22 protein-coding genes and 1 pseudogene are annotated in these 18,794 nt (G+C 67.5%); 16 read left to right on the top strand and 7 right to left on the bottom strand.

Going from position 1 to position 18,794, the window contains the following annotated elements; all coding sequences use genetic code 11:
* Positions 1 to 2: 2 nt before the first annotated feature.
* Positions 3 to 1,427 carry a cytochrome ubiquinol oxidase subunit I gene (locus ME121_RS00380; protein ID WP_059407860.1) on the bottom strand — a complete coding sequence of 475 codons (1,425 nt, stop codon included), beginning with the start codon at positions 1,425 to 1,427 and terminating at the stop codon, positions 3 to 5.
* A 229-nt stretch (positions 1,428 to 1,656) separates the two neighbouring features.
* On the opposite strand from ME121_RS00380, the gene ME121_RS00375 reads away from it, so the two are divergent.
* Positions 1,657 to 2,316 (top strand): peroxiredoxin, encoded by a 660-nt coding sequence (locus ME121_RS00375; protein ID WP_059407858.1) that lies wholly within the window; start codon positions 1,657 to 1,659, stop codon positions 2,314 to 2,316.
* Positions 2,316 to 2,585: pseudogene (locus tag ME121_RS00370) on the top strand (ArsR/SmtB family transcription factor); the annotation flags it as partial. The gene ME121_RS00375 and the pseudogene ME121_RS00370, both read left to right, overlap by 1 nt.
* Positions 2,586 to 2,868: 283 nt before the next feature.
* On the opposite strand, the gene ME121_RS00365 reads toward ME121_RS00370, so the two are convergent.
* Positions 2,869 to 4,545, bottom strand: coding sequence for a bifunctional protein tyrosine phosphatase family protein/NAD(P)/FAD-dependent oxidoreductase (locus ME121_RS00365; protein ID WP_059407854.1), 1,677 nt, complete (start codon positions 4,543 to 4,545; stop codon positions 2,869 to 2,871).
* Between the two features lie 214 nt (positions 4,546 to 4,759).
* On the opposite strand from ME121_RS00365, the gene ME121_RS00360 reads away from it, so the two are divergent.
* From ME121_RS00360 to ME121_RS00345, 4 genes are all read left to right on the top strand, one after another.
* Positions 4,760 to 5,545, top strand: a complete 786-nt coding sequence (locus ME121_RS00360) for a sulfite exporter TauE/SafE family protein (protein WP_059407852.1) — start codon at positions 4,760 to 4,762, stop codon at positions 5,543 to 5,545.
* 74 nt (positions 5,546 to 5,619) lie between these two features.
* Complete coding sequence (locus tag ME121_RS00355) at positions 5,620 to 5,832, top strand: YgaP family membrane protein (RefSeq protein ID WP_059407847.1); 213 nt, start codon at positions 5,620 to 5,622, stop codon at positions 5,830 to 5,832.
* A 37-nt stretch (positions 5,833 to 5,869) separates the two neighbouring features.
* Entirely contained in the window at positions 5,870 to 6,769 is a 900-nt protein-coding gene (locus ME121_RS00350) for an MBL fold metallo-hydrolase (protein WP_059407845.1), read from the top strand.
* A gap of 33 nt (positions 6,770 to 6,802) precedes the next feature.
* Positions 6,803 to 7,846 (top strand): YeeE/YedE family protein, encoded by a 1,044-nt coding sequence (locus ME121_RS00345; RefSeq protein WP_059407843.1) that lies wholly within the window; start codon positions 6,803 to 6,805, stop codon positions 7,844 to 7,846.
* Positions 7,847 to 7,858: 12 nt separating this feature from the next.
* On the opposite strand, the gene ME121_RS00340 is transcribed toward ME121_RS00345, so the two are convergent.
* Entirely contained in the window at positions 7,859 to 8,215 is a 357-nt protein-coding gene (locus tag ME121_RS00340) for an ArsR/SmtB family transcription factor (RefSeq protein ID WP_043379005.1), read from the bottom strand.
* 33 nt (positions 8,216 to 8,248) lie between these two features.
* Complete coding sequence (locus tag ME121_RS00335; protein WP_185156780.1) at positions 8,249 to 8,590, bottom strand: thioredoxin domain-containing protein; 342 nt, start codon at positions 8,588 to 8,590, stop codon at positions 8,249 to 8,251.
* Positions 8,591 to 8,831: 241 nt separating this feature from the next.
* Here ME121_RS00335 and ME121_RS00330 point away from each other — a divergent pair, with 241 nt between their 5' ends.
* The 10 genes from ME121_RS00330 to ME121_RS00285 all read left to right on the top strand — a co-directional run bounded on the left by ME121_RS00330 (position 8,832) and on the right by ME121_RS00285 (position 17,030).
* Positions 8,832 to 9,407, top strand: coding sequence for a thioredoxin family protein (locus ME121_RS00330; RefSeq protein WP_059407841.1), 576 nt, complete (start codon positions 8,832 to 8,834; stop codon positions 9,405 to 9,407).
* A 167-nt stretch (positions 9,408 to 9,574) separates the two neighbouring features.
* On the top strand, positions 9,575 to 10,051 hold the full coding sequence (gene soxX, locus ME121_RS00325; RefSeq protein ID WP_059407839.1) for a sulfur oxidation c-type cytochrome SoxX: 477 nt from the start codon (positions 9,575 to 9,577) through the stop codon (positions 10,049 to 10,051).
* Between the two features lie 27 nt (positions 10,052 to 10,078).
* Positions 10,079 to 10,549, top strand: coding sequence for a thiosulfate oxidation carrier protein SoxY (gene soxY / locus ME121_RS00320; RefSeq protein WP_059407837.1), 471 nt, complete (start codon positions 10,079 to 10,081; stop codon positions 10,547 to 10,549).
* 39 nt (positions 10,550 to 10,588) lie between these two features.
* On the top strand, positions 10,589 to 10,918 hold the full coding sequence (gene soxZ / locus ME121_RS00315; RefSeq protein ID WP_010682137.1) for a thiosulfate oxidation carrier complex protein SoxZ: 330 nt from the start codon (positions 10,589 to 10,591) through the stop codon (positions 10,916 to 10,918).
* A 59-nt stretch (positions 10,919 to 10,977) separates the two neighbouring features.
* Complete coding sequence (soxA, locus tag ME121_RS00310) at positions 10,978 to 11,841, top strand: sulfur oxidation c-type cytochrome SoxA (protein WP_059407835.1); 864 nt, start codon at positions 10,978 to 10,980, stop codon at positions 11,839 to 11,841.
* 15 nt (positions 11,842 to 11,856) lie between these two features.
* Positions 11,857 to 13,536 (top strand): thiosulfohydrolase SoxB, encoded by a 1,680-nt coding sequence (gene soxB, locus ME121_RS00305; protein ID WP_059407833.1) that lies wholly within the window; start codon positions 11,857 to 11,859, stop codon positions 13,534 to 13,536.
* A 53-nt stretch (positions 13,537 to 13,589) separates the two neighbouring features.
* On the top strand, positions 13,590 to 14,897 hold the full coding sequence (soxC, locus tag ME121_RS00300; protein ID WP_059407832.1) for a sulfite dehydrogenase: 1,308 nt from the start codon (positions 13,590 to 13,592) through the stop codon (positions 14,895 to 14,897).
* A complete protein-coding gene (locus tag ME121_RS00295; RefSeq protein WP_059407830.1) occupies positions 14,881 to 15,558 on the top strand; it encodes a c-type cytochrome in 678 nt (225 codons plus the stop codon). The genes soxC and ME121_RS00295 overlap by 17 nt, the downstream gene beginning before the upstream one ends.
* 47 nt (positions 15,559 to 15,605) lie before the next feature.
* Positions 15,606 to 16,505 carry an MBL fold metallo-hydrolase gene (locus tag ME121_RS00290; RefSeq protein ID WP_244612612.1) on the top strand — a complete coding sequence of 300 codons (900 nt, stop codon included), beginning with the start codon at positions 15,606 to 15,608 and terminating at the stop codon, positions 16,503 to 16,505.
* Positions 16,506 to 16,568: 63 nt separating this feature from the next.
* Positions 16,569 to 17,030, top strand: a complete 462-nt coding sequence (locus ME121_RS00285; protein WP_059407826.1) for a DsrE family protein — start codon at positions 16,569 to 16,571, stop codon at positions 17,028 to 17,030.
* Positions 17,031 to 17,058: 28 nt separating this feature from the next.
* Here the strand turns inward: ME121_RS00285 and ME121_RS00280 are convergent, their stop codons facing one another.
* The 3 genes from ME121_RS00280 to ME121_RS00270 all read right to left on the bottom strand — a co-directional run bounded on the left by ME121_RS00280 (position 17,059) and on the right by ME121_RS00270 (position 18,771).
* Complete coding sequence (locus ME121_RS00280; protein ID WP_244507391.1) at positions 17,059 to 17,478, bottom strand: hypothetical protein; 420 nt, start codon at positions 17,476 to 17,478, stop codon at positions 17,059 to 17,061.
* A gap of 176 nt (positions 17,479 to 17,654) precedes the next feature.
* Positions 17,655 to 18,374 carry a cytochrome c biogenesis CcdA family protein gene (locus ME121_RS00275; RefSeq protein ID WP_059407818.1) on the bottom strand — a complete coding sequence of 240 codons (720 nt, stop codon included), beginning with the start codon at positions 18,372 to 18,374 and terminating at the stop codon, positions 17,655 to 17,657.
* 7 nt (positions 18,375 to 18,381) lie between these two features.
* Complete coding sequence (locus tag ME121_RS00270) at positions 18,382 to 18,771, bottom strand: thioredoxin family protein (protein WP_059407815.1); 390 nt, start codon at positions 18,769 to 18,771, stop codon at positions 18,382 to 18,384.
* Between the last annotated feature and the right edge of the window lie 23 nt (positions 18,772 to 18,794).

Raw genomic sequence — 18,794 nt, 5'->3', positions numbered from 1 at the left:
CCTCACTCGGCCGGTTGCAGGTGCGCGTCACCGGCGAGTGCCGGCGCCGGAGTAATGCCCGCCGTGCGGACCGGCTGGCCGACGGGCGGGCCGGATTCGTGCGGTCGCGGGGTCTGGTTGAACAGGTGGAACAGGTACCAGATGCCCGCCCCGAACACCGCGAAGTAGACCAGCGCGAAGGCCGCGAGGGAGGCCGCCACGGCGGGGGCGGCGATGGGTGAGACGCTGTCGGCGGTGCGCAGCAGGCCGTAGACCGTGAAGGGCTGGCGGCCGGTTTCCGTCACCACCCAGCCCGCCGTCACCGCGATCAGCCCCGAGGGGCCCATCGCCACGGCGAAGCGGTGCAGCCAGGGCGTCTCGAACAGGCGGCCCTTGTACCGCAGAAACAGCGACCACAGGCCGAGGCCGATCATCAGCATGCCGAGCCCGACCATCACCCGGAAGGCCCAGAACACCAGCGGCAGGTTGGTCGGCCACGTGTCGCGCGGCAGGTCCTTCAGGCCCGTGACCTTCGCGTTCAGATCATGCGCGAGATAGAGGCTGGCGAGGCCCGGGATGCCGATCTCGTATTTGGTCTCGGCGGCCTGCGCGTCCGGCCAGCCGAACAGAATCGAGGGCGCGCGGGTCACGCTGTCGAAGTGGCCCTCCATCGCCGCGACCTTGGCGGGCTGGTGGTGGTAGCTGTTCCCGCCGTGCAGGTCGCCGAGCACCAGTTGCACCGGGGCGACGATCGCCGCCATCCACATCGCCATGGAGAACATCAGCCGGGCGCGGGGATTGGTCCGGTCGCGCAGCAGGTGCCACGCGCCGACCGCGCCGACGATCATCGCCGTCGTCAGATAGGCCGCCGTCACGGTGTGGGCGAAGCGGTAGGGGAAGGACGGGTTGAAGATCACCGCCGTCCAGCTCTCCGGCACGAACCGGCCGTCGGCATCGAGCGAGTAGCCCGCGGGCGTCTGCATCCAGGAATTGGCGGACAATATCCAGAAGGCCGAGAGCAGCGTGCCGCCCGCGACGAGGCAGGTCGCCAGGAAGTGCAGGCGGGGGCCCACCCGCTCCATCCCGAACAGCATCACCCCGAGGAAGCCCGCCTCCAGGAAGAAGGCGGTCAGCACCTCATAGCCGAGCAGCGGCCCGAGCACGGGAGCGGTCTTGTCCGAGAAGACCGACCAGTTGGTGCCGAACTGGTAGCTCATCACCAGCCCCGACACGACGCCCATGGCGAAGGCTACGGCGAAGACCTTCAGCCAGTAGCGGTAGGTGTCGAGATAGACTGGCTTGTCGGTGGCGAGCCAGAAGGCTTCCAGCACCGCGAGATAGCTCGCCAGCCCGATGGTGAAAGCCGGGAACAGGAAGTGCCAGACGACCGTGAAGGCGAACTGACTGCGGGCGAGGTCGAGCGCGCTCGGGAGATGGTTGGCCAGCATCCGTGGGCGCTGCCTTTGGCGGGAATGGGGACATCCGGGAGGCCCGCCATGGACCGTACCGAACCAAGCATGCCGCCGGAATGTCGCCCCGCCTTCATATGCCACAGCTCGGGCGTGTCAATACAAGTTTATGATGCGAAGACCTACTCGATATGAATTTGCATATTGACCGGCATCGTAGCGAGGTCCACGGTGCTGACCACACTGTTGAAACGTCGAGAGTTGTTCCATGAGTATCGAAACCGACACCGATCCGCCCGTGCCGCCGCCCGCCTGCCCGCCGATCATCGGCGACGTCGCGCCGAACTTTCGCGCGCGGACGACGATGGGCCCGCGGACGCTCGCCTCGTATCGCGGACGCTGGCTGGTGTTCTTCTCCCACCCGGCCGACTTCACCCCCGTCTGCACCAGCGAGTTCGTCGCGTTCGCCCAGGCCTACGAGGCCTTTCGGGACACCGACTGCGACCTGCTCGCCCTGTCCGTCGACAGCCTTTCCTCCCACTTGGCCTGGAAGCACAGCATCGAGCAGCGTTTCGGCGTGCGGGTGCCATTCCCTATCGTCGAAGATCCCGCCATGGGCATCGCCCGGGCCTACGGCATGCTGCCGGCTGGCTCGACGTCGAGCGCCACCGTCCGGACCACGTTCGTCATCGATCCTGAAGGCATCGTGCGGGCGCTGGTCGCCTACCCGCTGACGGTGGGCCGCAGCATCGCCGAGATCCTTCGGCTGGTGCAGGCGCTCCAAGCCTGCGACGCATCGGACGTCTCGACGCCGGAGGGATGGCAACCCGGCGACCAGGTGCTTGTGAACCCGCCTCTGACGAGCGACGAGATCGCCCAGCCAGGCGCTGCGGGGCAGGACTGGTACTACCGCTTGGGAAGCCTGTGATGGCCTCCGGCACGGACGAGGCGACGGCGATCCTGATCGCCGACCTGCTCAAGGTCGCCGCCAACCCGAACCGGCTGCGCATCCTGTATCTCCTGGCGGAGGGAGAGCGATCCGTCTCTGAGATCGAGCAGCAGCTCGGCATCCGCCAACCAACGCTGTCGCAGCAGCTCGGGGAGCTGCGCAACGCTGAGGTCGTGGCCACGCGGCGCGAGCACAAGGTGGTGTTCTACAGCCTGAGCGACGCCCGCATGCAGGCCCTCCTCGACGCGTTCGACGACATCCTGATCGCGGGTCGACCGCGGAGAAGCTTGCCTGCGCGCAGCCCGGATGCGCGAGCGCGGGCGCTCGGCCAAGCGGCGATGTTCGGTCAGGTCGGAGAACCTTGACGGACGCTGTCGCTCCGTTCCTAGCGCCGCTCGCTGGCGCTGGCGCGCCGCTCCGAACACGTGCCTCACGGTCCGGAACCCTAGCTGTCGGCTGAGGGCATGCGATTGAGCCCGCATCGTCGACGCACAGCGAGCGGCGCCGGGACAAAGCCGGCGCCGCTTAGCTTCAGGCGGCTGCCTTCTCCGGCTTAGCCATCCATTCGCGTCCCTTGAGCATGGCCTTCCAGTAGATTGGAGGCAGCATCCGCTCCTTCAGGAGCCATGCGAGGTGGCTCGGCTTCGTCCCGTCGATCAGCCATGCGGGGAAGCTCGGCATGAGCTTGCCGCCGTAGCCGAACTCCGCGAGCAGGATCTTACCTCGCTCGACCGTGAGCGGACACGAGCCGTAGCCGTCGTAGGCGACCTCGGCCCCGCGCAGGTGGCCCATCTCGACGAGGAGGTTGTGGGCCACCACGGGCGCCTGCTTGCGCGCGGCGGCGGCGGTCTTGGCGTTGGGCGCGTTGCAGGCGTCGCCGAGCGCGTAGACCTCGGGGAAGCGACGGTGTCGCAGGCTCCCGGGGTCCACATCGACCCAGCCGGCGGCATCGGCCAGGGGCGAGACGCGGACGAAGTCGGGCGCCTGCTGCGGCGGGACGACGTGGATCATGTCGAAGCCGGTCTCAACCGTCTCGCTGCCGCCCTCCTCCGTCTTGCGCGAGAACCACGCGCGCCGAGCCGGACCGTCGATCCGGGTCAGGGTGTGATTGAAATTCAGGTTCGCGTCGTAGCGCTTCACGTAATTCATCAGGGCCGGGACGTATTCCTTCACGCCGAACAGGACTGGACCGGCATTGTAGAGCTCGACCGCGATGTCCCCGAGCCGCCCCTGCCGCAGCCAGTGGTCGGCGGAAAGGTACATCGCCTTCTGCGGGGCGCCGGCGCACTTGATCGGCATCGGCGGCTGCGTGAAGACGGCGCGGCCCGCCCGCAGGTTCCGCACGAGGTCCCAGGTGTAGGGGGCGAGGTCGTAGCGGTAGTTCGAGGTGACCCCGTTCCGCCCGAGGGTTTCGGCGAGCCCCTCGATGCCGGCCCAGTTCAGCTTGAGGCCGGGCGCGACCACGAGGCGGTCGTAGCGCACCACCCGGCACCCTTCCAAGATTACCGCCTTGCGCTCGGGCTCGAAGGCCGCAACCGCCGCCTTGATCCAGCGCACGCCGTTCGGGATCAGGGAAGCCATGGTCCTGGCCGTGGCGGCGGGCTCGAACACTCCGCCGCCGACCATCGTCCAGCCCGGCTGGTAATAGTGCACGTCCGCCGGATCGATGACGGCGATGTCGAGGTCGGGTTTGCGCGCCTTCAGGCTCGCCGCGACGGCGATGCCGCCGGCCCCGCCGCCGACGACGACCACACTGTGGAACTGGTCGGCGTGCTCAGTAGGAACCCGGCCGCCTGCCGCGATGCGCCGGACGACGCCGCTCAGTTCGTATCCGGCCGCCTTGGTGGCAGCCAGGATGTCCGGAAGCGGCCGCGCAGCTGCCGCCTCGCCGAGCGCCCACAGCGTCGCGGAGCGGGTTCCGGTGCGGCAGAAGGCGAGCACCGGCTTCGGCAGGGCCGCGAGCTCGCCGCGGAAGGCCATCACATCCCCATCCGTCACCTTGCCCGACGTGACGGGTAGGTACCGCGCCTCCAGGCCGGCCGCACGCGCGGCGGCCTCCAACTCCGAGAAGCCCGGCTGGTCGCCGCCCTCGCCATCGGGGCGGTTGCAGATCACCGCCCGGAAGCCCGACTCGGCCGCCGCCGCGAGATCGGAGGGAGCGAGCTGACCCGTCACCGACAGGTCCGGGGAGAGGCGTTTGACGTCCATGGCTAGATCCTCATCTGATAGATTTATATTATGAGTTGCGATTTCTATAAATCATACGTTGACCTCCACCGCAAGAAGGTCCACCAGTGACGAAAGCGACGATCCTTTCATTTTGTTTTTTATTAAATGAATGACAGTCGGGATCGGGGCTTGCCGGCCGCCGACCGGCTCGACCGGTCGTCGACAAGGCCCCTGGACGCGGAGGTCACCGCCGATGAATGCGCTTCCCGCCATCTTGTCCGGCTCAGGGGTCGGCTTCACGCTCGGACTCATCGGCGGCGGCGGCTCGATCCTGGCGACGCCGCTTCTGCTGTACGTGGTCGGCATGGCCCAGCCGCACCTCGCCATTGGAACCGGCGCTCTGGCGGTCGCGGCCAACGCGTTCCTGACCCTCGTCGGGCACGCCAGGTCCGGCAACGTGCGTTGGCGCTGCGCCGTCGTGTTCGCCGGAGTCGGCATCCTTGGCGCCCTCGTCGGCTCGACGTTCGGCAAGGCGGTCGACGGCCAGCGCCTGCTCTTCCTCTTCGCGATGCTGATGGTCGTCGTGGGCATCCACATGCTGCGGGGTCGCAAGGTTCAGAGTGGAACCTCGGAGCCTGTCGGATGCGGTCCGGTACCGAGTTGGAAGGTCGTGGCCGTCGCCTTCGCGGTCGGGGTCCTGTCGGGCTTCTTCGGGATCGGCGGCGGGTTCCTGATCGTGCCGGGCCTCGTCTTCGCCACCGGCATGCCGCTGATCACTGCGGTCGGCACCTCGCTGCTCGCCGTTGGTGCCTTCGGCCTCGCCACAGCAACGAATTACGCCCTGTCCGGAATGGTCGATTGGGCCGTCGCCGGGGAATTCATCGCCGGCGGCCTCGTCGGCGGTTTCTTGGGTATGCGGCTGGCCAACCGGCTCTCTGGCTACAAGGGCGCGCTCGACACGGTATTCGCCACCGTCATCTTCGGTGTCGCCGGCTACATGCTCTACCGCAACGCCGGCGCTTTCGCCGCGACGCCTTGACCGTCGCCGAGGCGGGCGCCCGGTGCCGCACCCGCTTCGATGACCACCGGACGGCACCTTTCAGGAAAACCGCCATGACCCCCAATGTCGGTAGCATCGATCGCATCCTGCGCCTCGTCGTCGGCCTTCTGATCGCAGGCCTGGGCTACACGATGCTCGCCGGAGTCTGGGCCCTTGCCGCCGTCGGCATCGGCGCCGTGATGGCGTTGACCGCCCTCGTCGGGTTCTGCCCAGCCTACACGATCCTAGGGATCAACACCTGCCGACGCCGGCTTCCCGGCGCGTGACCCCACCCGTCCAAGGACGACCGACAGGAGACAAGCAATGACCGAAGCCCGTGGCCCCGAACCCGTCATCCAAGCCTTCTTCGACGAGCCCACCAACACGGTGAGCTACATCGTGGCCGATCCCGAGACGAAGCAGGCGGCCTTCATCGATCCGGTGCTCGACTACGATCACAACGGCGGCAGCGTCGACACTCGCTCCGTTGAGGCGATGCTGACGGCCGCCGACGAGGCGGGCTACACGGTGGTCTGGACGCTGGAAACCCACGCGCACGCCGACCACCTCTCCGGCTCGCCCTACGTGAAGGCCAAGACCGGCACGAAGATCGGCATCGGCGAGCACATCAAGGAGGTCCAGAAGATCTTCCGCCCGGTCTTCAACGCCACCGACCTAAAGACCGACGGCAGCGATTTCGACCACCTCTTCGTGGACGGCGAGACGTTTGCCATCGGCAATCTCGCCGTCGAGGTGCTGTACACGCCAGGCCATACGCCGGCTGACATCTGCTACCGCATCGGCGGCCACGTCTTCGTCGGCGATACGCTGTTCATGCCCGATTTCGGTACCGCGCGGGCCGACTTCCCCGGCGGCGACGTGCGCACCCTCTATCGCTCGATCCGCAAGTTGCTGGCCCTGCCTCCGGCGACGGTGCTTCACCTCTGCCACGACTACAAGGCGCCGGGCCGCGACGTGTACGCCTGGGAGACCACGGTCGGCGAGCAGCGCGAGCGCAACGTTCATGTGAAGGAGGGCGTGAGCGAGGAGGAGTTCACCGCCATGCGCACCGCCCGGGACGCGACGCTGGCTGCGCCGCGCCTTCTGCTGCCGTCGATCCAGGTCAATATCCGCGCCGGCAAGTTCCCCCCGGCCGAGGCGAACGGCGTTCGTTACCTGACCATTCCGGTCAAACTGAAAGGCGGAGCGGAATTGGGCGTTTGACAGGGCTCATCGGTATTGGGCGTACCTGAGCCGATGATGGACCTCCTGCCTGCGCATCTCCTCCGGGCGGCCCTCGGCCTCGTGCTGGGTGCCGTGCTCGGGATGGTCGCGCGCCGGGGGCGGTTCTGCACGTTGGGCGCCATCGAAGATGCCGTCTATGCGCGCGACACGCGCCGCGCCCGGGCATGGTTGCTGGCCACCGGCATCGCCGTGGTGGGCACGCAGCTTTTGGAATCCGAATTCGGTCTCGACCTCGCCCGGTCGATCTATGCGGGGCCGCGCTTCGAATGGGGCGCGATGATCCTCGGCGGAACGATGTTCGGCTTCGGCATGGCGCTCGTCGGCACCTGCAGCTTCGGCGCGTTGCTGCGGCTCGGCGGGGGAGATCTGCGCGCCCTCCTCGTCCTCCTCGTGCTCGGCCTCTCGGCCTACATGGCGATCAGCGGCGTGACAGCCTTTCTGCGCGTGACGCTCACCGCACCGCTCAGCCTCGATCTCGGTAGCCAGCGGCTCGGGGCCTTGTTGAAGCTGGATCAGACCGGCCGCGTGGCCTTCAGCGTCATTGCAGGCATCGGCTTCTGCCTCGTGGCGCTGACGGGCAAAGACTTCCGTCGGACTCAGCGGCTCCTCATCGGCGCCATCGCCATCGGGCTCGTCATCGTCGCCGGGTGGTGGACGAACGGGAGCGCGGGTTTCGACGAGTTCGAAACCCGGGCGGTCGGCTCCTTCAGCTTCGCACGGCCGGTCGGCGATACCCTCCTCTATGCCATGCTCGCGAGCGGCACGCGGATCGATTTCGGCGTGGCCTCGGTCCTCGGCGTCGTGCTCGGGTCCTTCGCGGCGGCGCGCGCTGCGGGTGAATTTCACTGGGAGGCGCCCGATGATGCCCGCGAGGTGAAGCGCCACCTGCTCGGCGCCTTCCTGATGGGCACCGGCGGCGTCACGGCGCTGGGCTGCACCATCGGCCAGGGATTGAGCGGGCTTTCGACGCTGTCGGTCGGCTCGATTCTCGCCCTCGGCGCGATCCTCGTCGGGGCTCGCGCGGGGCTCTACTACCTCGTGGACCGGCACACTTGAGGGTTTCGCCGGTTACGGTGTCCGTCCGTTGCAGAATGCGCGGTGCAGGGCGGCGATGATCTCGCGAACCTCGGGCCGGGCCAGCGCATAATAGATGTTCTTGCCGTCACGGCGGGCCTCGACGAGATCGTCGGCCCGTAACCGAGCCAGTTGCTGGGACACGGCCGGTTGCCGCAGATTCAGCAATTGCTCCAGTTCCGAGACCGAGCGCTCGCCCTCGACCAGCAGACAGAGGATGACGAGGCGCGCCTCGTGCCCGAGGGCTTTGAGCAGTTCGCTGGCATCGCGGGCATTGGCCAGCAACAGATCCAGGTCGAGGCTGCCCGGGGCCTCGACGCTCGTCACCGGTTGCGCCTGTTGCAACGGCATCATCCCACCCTTTTCCTCGCCGCCCGAAGCCCGTTACGGGGATCCGGGGAGCCGTTCGAGCAACCGCTCGGCCCGTCCCCAGAAGAAATCCTCACCCGGATAGCCCTCGATCCGGTCGAGCTCGGACCCGTCTTCGACGAGGACGAATGTCGGTGTGTAGCGGATCGGGCGCTTGAGCGTGAGTCCGGGAGGGAGGCCTGCGTCGAGATCGACACGGCGCAACGGCGCCCGCTTCCCGATATCCGTCTTCGGGTAGATCGGCCCGATCTCCTTGTCCCAGGCCTTGCACCACGGGCAGCCGCGCCGCTCGAACTTGATCAGCTCGGCGGCCTCAACGATGCCGGGCCATAGGGCGAACCCCCACGCCCCCGCCATGACGGCTCGCCTCGTTCCCCGCATCGGTCTTCCCAAGCCCAGGACCACTGATCCTTATATAGCAAAAGACGAATGTGTTCGAGGGGCATCGGCGCAGCCGCCGGGATCGTGATCGCCCTCGGCGCGGAGCCGCCGTCGTCCGCGCGGCTTCAATGGCAGCCGGATGTCAGGAGGACTAGATTGCCAGGGGCAGGACAATCGCTCTACACATGCAGAAACTAGAATATTTGGAGGGGACGCCATGTCGACCCGGCGCCGGTTCCTGGCGGGTGCCCTCGCGCTCGGCCTGCCCTCCAGGGCCATGGCCCAAGCGATCCAGGGCGATGACGGCCTCTACCGGGAGCCCTGGTTCCTCGAAAGCTTCCTCGATCTCCCCGACGATCTGAAGTCCGCGCGGGAGCACGGCAAGCGCCTCGCCATCCTGTGGGAGCTGAAGGGCTGTCCCTTCTGCAAACAGATCCACCTCGTGAACTTCGCAGATCCGGCGACGAGCGCCTTCATCCGCGAGCGTTTCGAGATCCTGCAACTGAATTTCATCGGTTCGCGGGAGGTCACCGATTTCGACGGTCAGATCCTTCCCGAGAAGGCTTTCGCGGAGAAGTACGGCATCCGGTCCACGCCGACCATTCAGTTCTTTCCGGTGGAGGAGACGGCACTCGCGGGCAAGACGCCCCAGCAGCGCGAGGTCCTGCGAGTGCGGGGCTACGTGCCGCCGGAGGAGTTCCGCCGGACTTTCGCCTTCGTGGCCGAGCGTGCCGACGAGCGGACGACCCTGCAGGATTACCTCCGCTCGCCGGAGGCGGCGCAGCGGGGCTGACAGTCCCGCCGCGATAGTCAGCGGCCTCGCAATTCCAGCTTGACTTGAGAGCGATCCACGTCAAACTTGCAATAATTCGCATATGTCGATGGGTTTGCCCGCCGGCAGAGCGAGCGGTTCGAGACGACCGCACTCGCCGCAAAGACGGCGCACCGAGGAAACGCCAGATGCGCAGGCCGATCACAGCCTTTGCGCTCGCGGGACTTTGCGTCCTCGCGACCGCCGCCGGAGCCGAGACGGCTTCCACCGGGCTCGCCCCGTTCAAGATCGTCGCCATCGATGGCAGCGACTCAATCCCCGAGCCGCTCACCGACAAGCCGGGGGATGCGGCGGCCGGCGCGAAGGTCGTCGTGAACCGGCGCCAGGGCAATTGCCTCGGCTGCCATCAGGTCTCGTCGCTCAAGGGCGAATCTTTCCACGGCGAGGTCGGGCCCTCCCTCGATGGCGTCGCGGGCCGGTGGGACGCGGCCCACCTGCGGATGATCGTCGTCAACCCGAAGCACGTCTTCACCGAGGCGACCGTGATGCCGGCCTTCTACCGGATCGACGGCCTCAACCGCGTGCGCGCCGAATTCCAGGGCAAGCCGATCCTGACCGCGCAGCAGGTCGAGGACGTCGTCGCCTACCTCACGACCTTGAAGTGATCTCGCGGGCTGAAGGAGCCGCTTGCCATGACCTCTGCCAAGATCCCCGCAATGAGCCGCCGCCAAGCCCTGGCCTTCGGCACCGGCGCCATGGTGGCCACCGCCTTCGCTTTCCGCGCCGGCCCGGCCCTGGCGGCGAAGCCCGCGACCGATGAGGCCATCAAGGCCTTCACCCGCGGCAAGGAGCCGGTGAAGGGCAGGGTCAAGCTCGAACTCCCCGAGATCGCCGAGAACGGCAACACGGTGCCGATGACGGTGAGCGTCGACGGGCCGATGACGGCGGAAAGCTACGTCGAGGAGGTGATGATCGTCGCCGAGGGCAATCCGAACCCCGGCGTCATCAGCTTCCACTTCACGCCGTCGAGCGTCGCGGAGGCGAACACCCGGATCCGTCTCGCAGAGACCCAGAACGTCATCGCGGTCGCCCGCATGAACGACGGCTCGGTGTTCAGCGACGTCCGCCAGGTGAAGGTCACCATCGGCGGCTGCGGCGGCTAACCCATACGCGACAGCATCGAACGAGGACGGGAGGACCACATGGCCGACGTGAAGCCGCGGATCAAACTGGACAAGAAGGAGGTCGCCAAGGGCGGCATCATCGAGGTGAAGACGCTCGTCTCCCACACGATGGAGTCCGGCCAGCGCAAGGACAAGGACGGGAAGACGATCCCGCGCAAGATCCTGAACAAGTTCACCTGTGACCTGAACGGCAAGACGATCTTCAGCGCCGATATCGAGAGCGCAGTCTCCGCCAATCCCTACTTCCAGTTCAAGATCAAGCCCGAAGAATCCGGAGCGCTGACTTTTACCTGGGTCGATGACGACGGGTCGAAGATCCAGGCCACCGAGCAGATCAAGGTCGCCTGACGCGCGCCCGGGGCCGTTCGCCCCGGAGCGCCTCCCCCCGCCGCGCCGGAGCCCTCACCATGGTCCGCCCAACTCTCGCCTTTACAGCGCTCGCGCTCGTCGCGTTGGCCGTCGCGCCGCACGCGCAGGACATGCCGTCGGCGCCCGCCGCGAAGGAGCCGTCCGAGCGCCCGGCGTGGCAGGCGCACGGCATGAAGCCCCAGAACCCGAATTCTCCGTTCGAGGAAGTCGTCTCGGGCCTGTATTTCCGTTCCAAGGAAACGCAGGAGATGCAGGCCGACGACTTCAACAATCCGGGCTTCCTCGCCGTCGAGCAGGGCGAGGAACTCTGGTCGAAGGTCGATGGCACGGCCGGCAAGTCCTGCGCGAGCTGCCACAACGAGGCCTCGACCTCGATGAAGGGCGTCGCGGCTGCCTATCCGAAGTGGAACGAGAAGCTCGGGAAGCCAATCAATCTGGAGCAGCGGATCAACATCTGCCGCAGCGGCGCCCTGAAGGCCGAGCCTTTCGTCTTCGGCTCGCCCGAACTCACGGCCATGACCACCTACATCCGCAACCAGTCCCGGGGGATGCCGGTCGCCGTGAAGGTGGACGGGCCGATGACGCCCTGGTTCGAGCGCGGCAAATCGCTGTACTACCAGCGGAACGGCCAGCTCGATCTCGCCTGCGCGAGCTGCCACGAAAAGAACCACGGCAAGTATCTCCGGGCCGATTTCCTCAGCCAGGGGCAGAGCAACGGCTTCCCCGTCTACCGCCTACGTGACCAGCGGCTGGTGCCGCTGCACGAGCGCATGGAGGGCTGCATGCAGGACGTCCGGGCCACGCCGTTCAAGCCGCTCTCCGACGAGTTCCTCGCCCTGGAGACCTACGTCGCGTGGCGCGGCCTCGGCCTTCCGGTCGAGACGCCCGCCGTGCGCAACTGAGGGTCGGATCGTCCCATGACCTCACGCCGCGACTTCCTGCAGATCGCCGCCGCCACCGCGGCCCTGGTGCCGACGGGCTGGATCCGCGCCTTCGCCCAGCAGCGCCTGACCCAGTACGACCTCCTGGCCTTCGAGCCGATGGGCAACGTCACCCTGGTCCACCTGACCGACATCCACGCGCAGTTGCGGCCCGTGCTGTTCCGCGAGCCCTCGACCAATCTCGGGGTGGGCGAGGCGCGCGGTCAGGTCCCCCACGTCACCGGACGCGCCTACCTCGACCTCTACGGCATCCCCGGCGGCTCGCCGCTGGCCTATGCGCTGACGCCGGAGGACTACGTCGCGCTCGCCCGCAGCTACGGCCGGATGGGCGGCCTCGACCGGATCGCCACGGTGCTCGACGCGATCCGCGCCGAGCGCGGCGACAAGGTGCTGTTCCTCGACGGCGGCGACACTTGGCAGAACAGCTACACCTCGATGGTGAGCAAGGGCCAGGACATGGTCGACTGCATGGCGCTGCTGAAGCCCGACGCCATGACCGGCCACTGGGAGTTCACCCTCGGCACCGAGCGGGTGAAGGAGATCGTGGACGGGCTCGGCTGCCCGTTCCTCGGCCAGAACGTCCGCGACGCGGAGTGGAACGAGCCAGCCTTCGAGTCCACGAAGATGTTCGAGCGCGGCGGCGCGAAGGTCGCGGTGATCGGGCAGGCCTTCCCCTACACGCCCATCGCCAACCCGCGCTGGATGATCCCGAACTGGTCCTTCGGCATCCGCGAGGAGGATGTGCAGGCGAGCGTCGACAACGCCCGGAAAGAGGGCGCCGACCTCGTCGTGCTGCTCTCTCACAACGGGTTCGACGTCGACCGCAAGCTCGCCTCGCGGGTGAAGGGAATCGACGTCGTCCTGACCGGTCACACGCACGATGCGCTGCCGCAGGCGGTAAAGGTCGGCAACACCCTGCTCATCGCCTCGGGCAGCCACGGCAAGTTCCTCACCCGCGTCGACCTCGACGTGCGGGACGGCGCCGTGAAGGGCTACCGCTCGAAGCTCATCCCGATCTTCTCCGATGTCATCGCCCCGCAGAAGGCGATGGCGGCCAAGATCCAGGCGATCCGCGCGCCCCACGAGGCGATGCTGAGCCAGGAACTTGGGCGGACCGAGGCCCTGCTCTACCGGCGCGGCAACTTCAACGGCACCCTCGACGACCTGATCTGCGACGCGCTCCTGTCCGAGCGCGAGGCCGACATCGCCCTCTCGCCCGGCTTCCGCTGGGGCACGACCCTCCTGCCCGGGCAAGCGATCACCCACGAGGACGTCTACAACGCCACCGCCATCACCTACCCGGCGGCCTACCGGATGCCCATGACCGGCGCCCGGCTGAAGGAGGTGCTGGAGGACGTGGCCGACAACCTGTTCAACGCCGATCCCTACTACCAGCAGGGGGGCGACATGGTGCGGGTGGGGGGCGTGTCCTACGCCATCGATGTCGCCCGCCCGGCCGGAAGCCGCATCTCCGACCTGACCCTGCTGCGCACCGGCAAACCCATCGAGGCCGGCAGCAGCTACACCGTGGCGGGCTGGGCGAGCGTCAACGAGGGGACCGAGGGTCCGCCGATCTGGGACGTCGTCGCCTCGCACATCAAGGCCAAGAAGACGGTGAACCCGACGCCCGCGCAGGTCACCGTCCGTGGCGCCTAGTCGTCTTCAAGATATTCACACATTGCCATACTTGAAACAGTTCGGAGAGACCGATGTCTGAACCGAAGCCGCGCCCCGATCCGTCCGGGCCGACCTCCCGCCGATCCTTCCTGCGCACCGGCCTCGCCTTGGGCGGAGCGGTCGGCGCCGGGGTGGGAACCGGCGCTTTCGCGGGCCGTGCGGCCGCCGCCGCGCCGGAGGCCAAGAACCTGCCGCCGAACGTGCCGGAATGGTCGCAATCCCTCGGTGACGGTGTCGTGAGCCGGCCCTATGGCCGCCCCTCGAAGTTCGAGGCGGACGTGATCCGCCGCGACGTTGAATGGCTGACCGCCTCTCGCCAGAGCTCGGTGAGCTTCACGCCGCTGCACCAGCTTGAGGGGATCATCACCCCCAACGGTCTCGGCTTCGAGCGCCACCATGGCGGCATCGCCGAGATCGACCCGGCCGAGCACCGGTTGATGATCCACGGCCTCGTTGAGAAGCCGCTGATGCTGACGCTGGAGGACATCAAGCGCTTCCCCCGCGTCAACCGGATCGCCTTCCTCGAATGCGCGGCCAATTCCGGCATGGAGTGGAAGGGCGCGCAGCTCAACGGCTGCCAGTTCACCCACGGCATGATCCACTGCGTCATGTACACGGGCGTGCCGCTCAAGCGCCTCCTCGAAGAGGCGGGTCTCAAGACGAACGCCAAGTGGCTGCTGCCGGAGGGGGCGGACGCCGCGGCGATGACCCGCTCGGTGCCGATCGAGAAGGCGCTCGACGACGCCATCGTCGCCTACGCCATGAACGGCGAGGCGCTCTATCCCGAGCACGGCTACCCGCTGCGCCTCGTCCTGCCCGGCTGGCAGGGCAATATGTGGGTGAAGTGGCTGCGCCGGATCAAGGTCGGCGACGAGCCCTGGCACACCCGCGAGGAGACCTCGAAGTACACGGCCCTCATGCCGGACGGACAGGCGCGGCGCTTCACCTGGGCCATGGACGCGAAGTCCGTGATCACCAATCCAAGCCCGCAGGCGCCGATCCACGGCAAGGGCTTCACCGTGCTCTCGGGCCTCGCTTGGTCGGGACGCGGGGCGATCAAGGGCGTGGACGTCTCCCTCGATGGCGGCCGCAACTGGCGCGCCGCCCGCCTCGACGGTCCGGTCCTCGATAAGGCGCTGACGCGCTTTTATTACGAGTTCGACTGGAACGGTGAGCCGCTGCTGCTCCAGTCCCGCGCCAGGGACGAGACCGGCTATGTGCAGCCGACCAAGGCGGCTTTGCGCCAGCATCGCGGCCTGAACTCGATCTACCACAACAACGGCATTCAGACCTGGCACGTGCTGCCCAGCGGGGAGATCGAGAATGTCGAGGTCGCGTAACCTCATTCCGGCCGCGCTCGCAGCCGCCCTCCTGGCCGCGACGCCGGTGGCGGCCGAGCGCCTAAACATCGGCCGCGCGGCAACGCCCGAGGAAATCAAGGGCTGGGACATCGACGTGCGGCCGGACGGCCAGGGGCTTCCGGTCGGCAAGGGCACGGCGGCGCTGGGCGAGACCATCTTCCAGGAGCGCTGCGCCAGCTGCCACGGCGAGTTCGGCGAAGGCGCGGGCCGGTGGCCGGAACTCGCGGGCGGATCCGGGACCTTGAAGTCGGAAAACCCGGTCAAGACCATCGGGTCCTACTGGCCCTATGTCTCGACGGTCTTCGACTTCGTGCACCGGGCGATGCCGTTCGGCGCGGCCCAGACCCTGACGCCGGATGAGACCTACTCGGTCACGGCCTATCTCCTCTATCTCAACGACATCCTGAAGGATCAGGATTTCGAGGTGAACGAGAAGAACCTCGCCAGCATCCGCCTGCCGAACGAGAAGAACTTCTTCATGGACGACCGCCAGACGGCGGAGAAGGAGTTCTGGACGGCCAAGCCCTGCATGACGAACTGCCTGCCCAAAGAGGCGACGATTACGAGCCATGCGCGCATCCTCGACGTGACGCCCGACAAGGCCCCCGACTCCGCGAAGAAGGCGCCGCCAGTCCAATGACGACTGGCGCCGCCGTCCCCGGATCGCGCTGCGACAGGCGTCTCTTCATGGCGGGGCTCGCGGCGGGTCTCGCGGGCGCGTGGCCGACCGGCCGCGCGTCCGCCAACCCGGCGGCGGCGTTGACGGTCGGCGGCGCCTCCGTGGAGACGGCGAGCGACGGCACGCTGTCCTCCTCCCTCGCCTTCATGCTGCCCGATACGCCGCGCGACGAGATGCAGGCCGTCTTCAGGGCCGAGGGCCAGCGCGCGGAGGCCGCGCCGATCCCGACGAACGCGAGCCTCGTGCGGATCGGCTCTGAGATCATCCTGATCGATGCCGGCTCGGGCAACTCCTTCCAGCCGACGGCGGGCAAGCTCGGAGAGACATTGGAGAGCCGGAACATTTCGCGCGAGGCGATCACCCAGGTCGTGTTCACGCACGCCCATCCCGATCATCTCTGGGGCGCGATCGACGATTTCGACGACAGCGAACGGTTTCCCAATGCCCGCTACGTGGTGCCGGCGGCGGAATGGGATTTTTGGACCCGCGACGACGTCGAGACCCTGGTGCCCGACTGGCTGAAGGGTCTCTCCGTGGGCTCGCGACGGACCCTGCGCCGCCTTGAGGCGAAGGTGGAGCGCCGCAGGCCCGGCGAGAGCATCGCCCCCGGCCTCACTTACGTCGCGACGCCGGGGCATACACCCGGCCACGCCTCCGTACTCGTCGAAGCGGGACGGGATCAGGTACTGATCGGCGGAGATGCCCTGAGCCATGCAGTTCTGTCGTTCCGGCGTCCCGCCTGGGCGTTCGGAAGCGATCTCGACCGCGACCTCGCTTCCTGCACCCGCCTGACCCTGCTGGACCGGTTGGCGAACGAGCGGATGACGCTCGTTGGCTTTCATCTCCCGGGCTCGGGCGTCGGACATGTCGAGCGTGCCGGCGACAGCTATCGATTCTTGCAGACCTGACGAGACGGCTCCAAGAGGAGCGCGCGTCTCGGATCAGGATCGTTCGACAACGGAGGGGACGAGATGATGCTGTCGCGCAGGGGCGTGTCCGGATTGGCCGCACTGCTGGCTGGGCTCGGAGCGAGCAGGGCCACGGCGGCTCCGGCAACCGGCCCGAAGACCCACCGGGTCGCGATGCAGGTCAGTTCCCGCGAGGGCGGCGTGTTCGATCTCGCCCTCAACAATGCGGTCAACCTCGCGCGCGAATACAGCGAGCAGGCCGAGGAACTGGAAGTCGAGATCGTCGCCTATGGCCCAGGCCTGCACATGCTGCGGGCCGACACATCGCCCGTCACGGCGAGGATCCATTCCATCAGCGAGAGCGTGCCGGGGATCGTCCTCTCGGCCTGCGGCAACACCGTCAAGGCCATGGAGAAGGCCGAGGGGCATTCGCTGGAATTGCTGCCCCACGTCGGCATCGTTCCGGCGGGGGCGGTCCGTCTCGTGACCCTTCAGGAAGCAGGATGGAGCTACCTGCGCGTTTAACTGGGTCCGGTGGGGCGACGAACTCGTCTCAGCGGATGACGAGCGCCTCGATCCAGCGGGCGCCTGGAACAATGTCCGCACGGGCAGCCTGATCGAACGGGGGCACGGAGGGATCCTGAGGCGGGGCCGCGATGTCGTTGAGATCCACCGCCATCGGCCTTCCAACCAGCCCGTCCTCCGTTTTCTGAAGAGCGTAGTAGAGGCCGTTGCTCAACTTGGCTCCGTAGTCGGCCGGCGCCTTGTAGAGGAAGAGCAGGGCGTGCTCCAGCCACGCATAATCGCCCGGCCGGACCGTTCCCGGGTTCGCGTAGGGATAGGGAACGTGGCACTGGACCTCGGGCCCCTCGACGCATTTGAACTCGCGCATCGACAGGAAGAAGTCCTTGAACTTCGTCCGGTCGAGGGTGACGACGAACCGCGTGGCGTCCGGCCCTGGGGTGAACGTCACGGTGCCGATTGGAATGGACGTACCGTCGCGAGTGCGTAGCTCAAGCTGCTTCGTGCCGACCAATTCCCAAGCCTGCGCCGGACCTGCAATCCCGAGAAGGATGGCAGCGTAGAGCAGGCAGGTTCGAAGACGGTAGGGTCGCATGGGGCGGGCTTTGGAGGCAGACGCTATCGAGGTCACAGGCGGGTCGTCAGGTTGGTGAGCCAAGCCGGCGAAGCGTTGACCAGGACGGTCTCCGCGGCCTTGTCGTAGCCCGTGGCGATCATCAGGCCGGTGGCCACGAGGATGGCGCCCAGGGCGACCTTCAGCCCTTTGCCGAGCCCCATCATCCGGTCGCGCCAGCGTATCAGCACCTCGCGGGACAGCGTGCCGAGGAGCAGGAGTGGCAGGGCGGCGCCGAGGCCGAACAGAAGCATCGTCGTTGCCACCGAACCCAGGTCTCGCCCCTGCGAGGCGAGGAGGGACGCGGCCCCGAGGGTCGGCCCGACGCAGGGGCTCCAGACCGCGCCGAGCAGCAGCCCGACGCCGAACTGTCCCAGAAGCCCGGTGGTCGAGAAGCCACCGAACCGGCTCTCGGTCCAGTTGCTCACCGGGCCGGCGGCCACAGCAAGCCGGGTCTGGGCGGCCGGAACCATCAGGACGAGCCCGATCAGGACCAGCATGATGGCCGCCACGGTGCGGAAGACATCGGCGTCGAGGCCGAGGGCGAACCCTACGGTCGCTACGAACAGCCCGATGGCCACGAAGGACACCGCGAGGCCGGCGGCCAGGGCAGCGGGGCCGAGCCTGTGTTCCGATGCCGCCGCGCCCAGGACCAGCGGCAGCAAGGGCAACACGCAGGGCGACATCACCGAGAGGATGCCGGCGAGGAACGCGAGGCCGAACGTCGTGGCCATGGCCGACCTACAAAGCCTTCTCGACAGCGCCCTCGATCCACTCCGGCTGGGTGTCGCCGACCGAGCGCCCCGTCTCCTTCTCACCCTTGAAGGTGATCAGGGTGCTCTGCGTCGTCACACCGAACCGCTTCAGCACGTCTTTGCGGCTGTCGAAATCGACGTCGAACACCTGCAGGTCCTTGAACCGGGGTTGGGCTTCCAGCTTAGCGAGGATCGGCTTCTGCGACGCGCAGACGGTGCACCAGGGCGCGGTGACATGGACGAGGATCGGCTTGCCCGCCTTCTGGGCCGCCTCAAAGGCTTCAGGGGTGAAGACGGCCTCGGCGGCATTCGCAGCGGTACCGAACAGCAGGGGAGCGGCGGCCAGGGCGCCGAGCAGGAAGCGACGGGTGGTCATGGGCTGTCTGGGTCCTTGTGATG

The organism is Methylobacterium sp. ME121 (assembly GCF_000974725.1).
Lineage (GTDB): Bacteria > Pseudomonadota > Alphaproteobacteria > Rhizobiales > Beijerinckiaceae > Methylobacterium > Methylobacterium radiotolerans.
The sequence above is the reverse complement of the archived record's forward strand: the minus strand, read 5'-3'. Positions and strand labels throughout refer to the sequence as shown.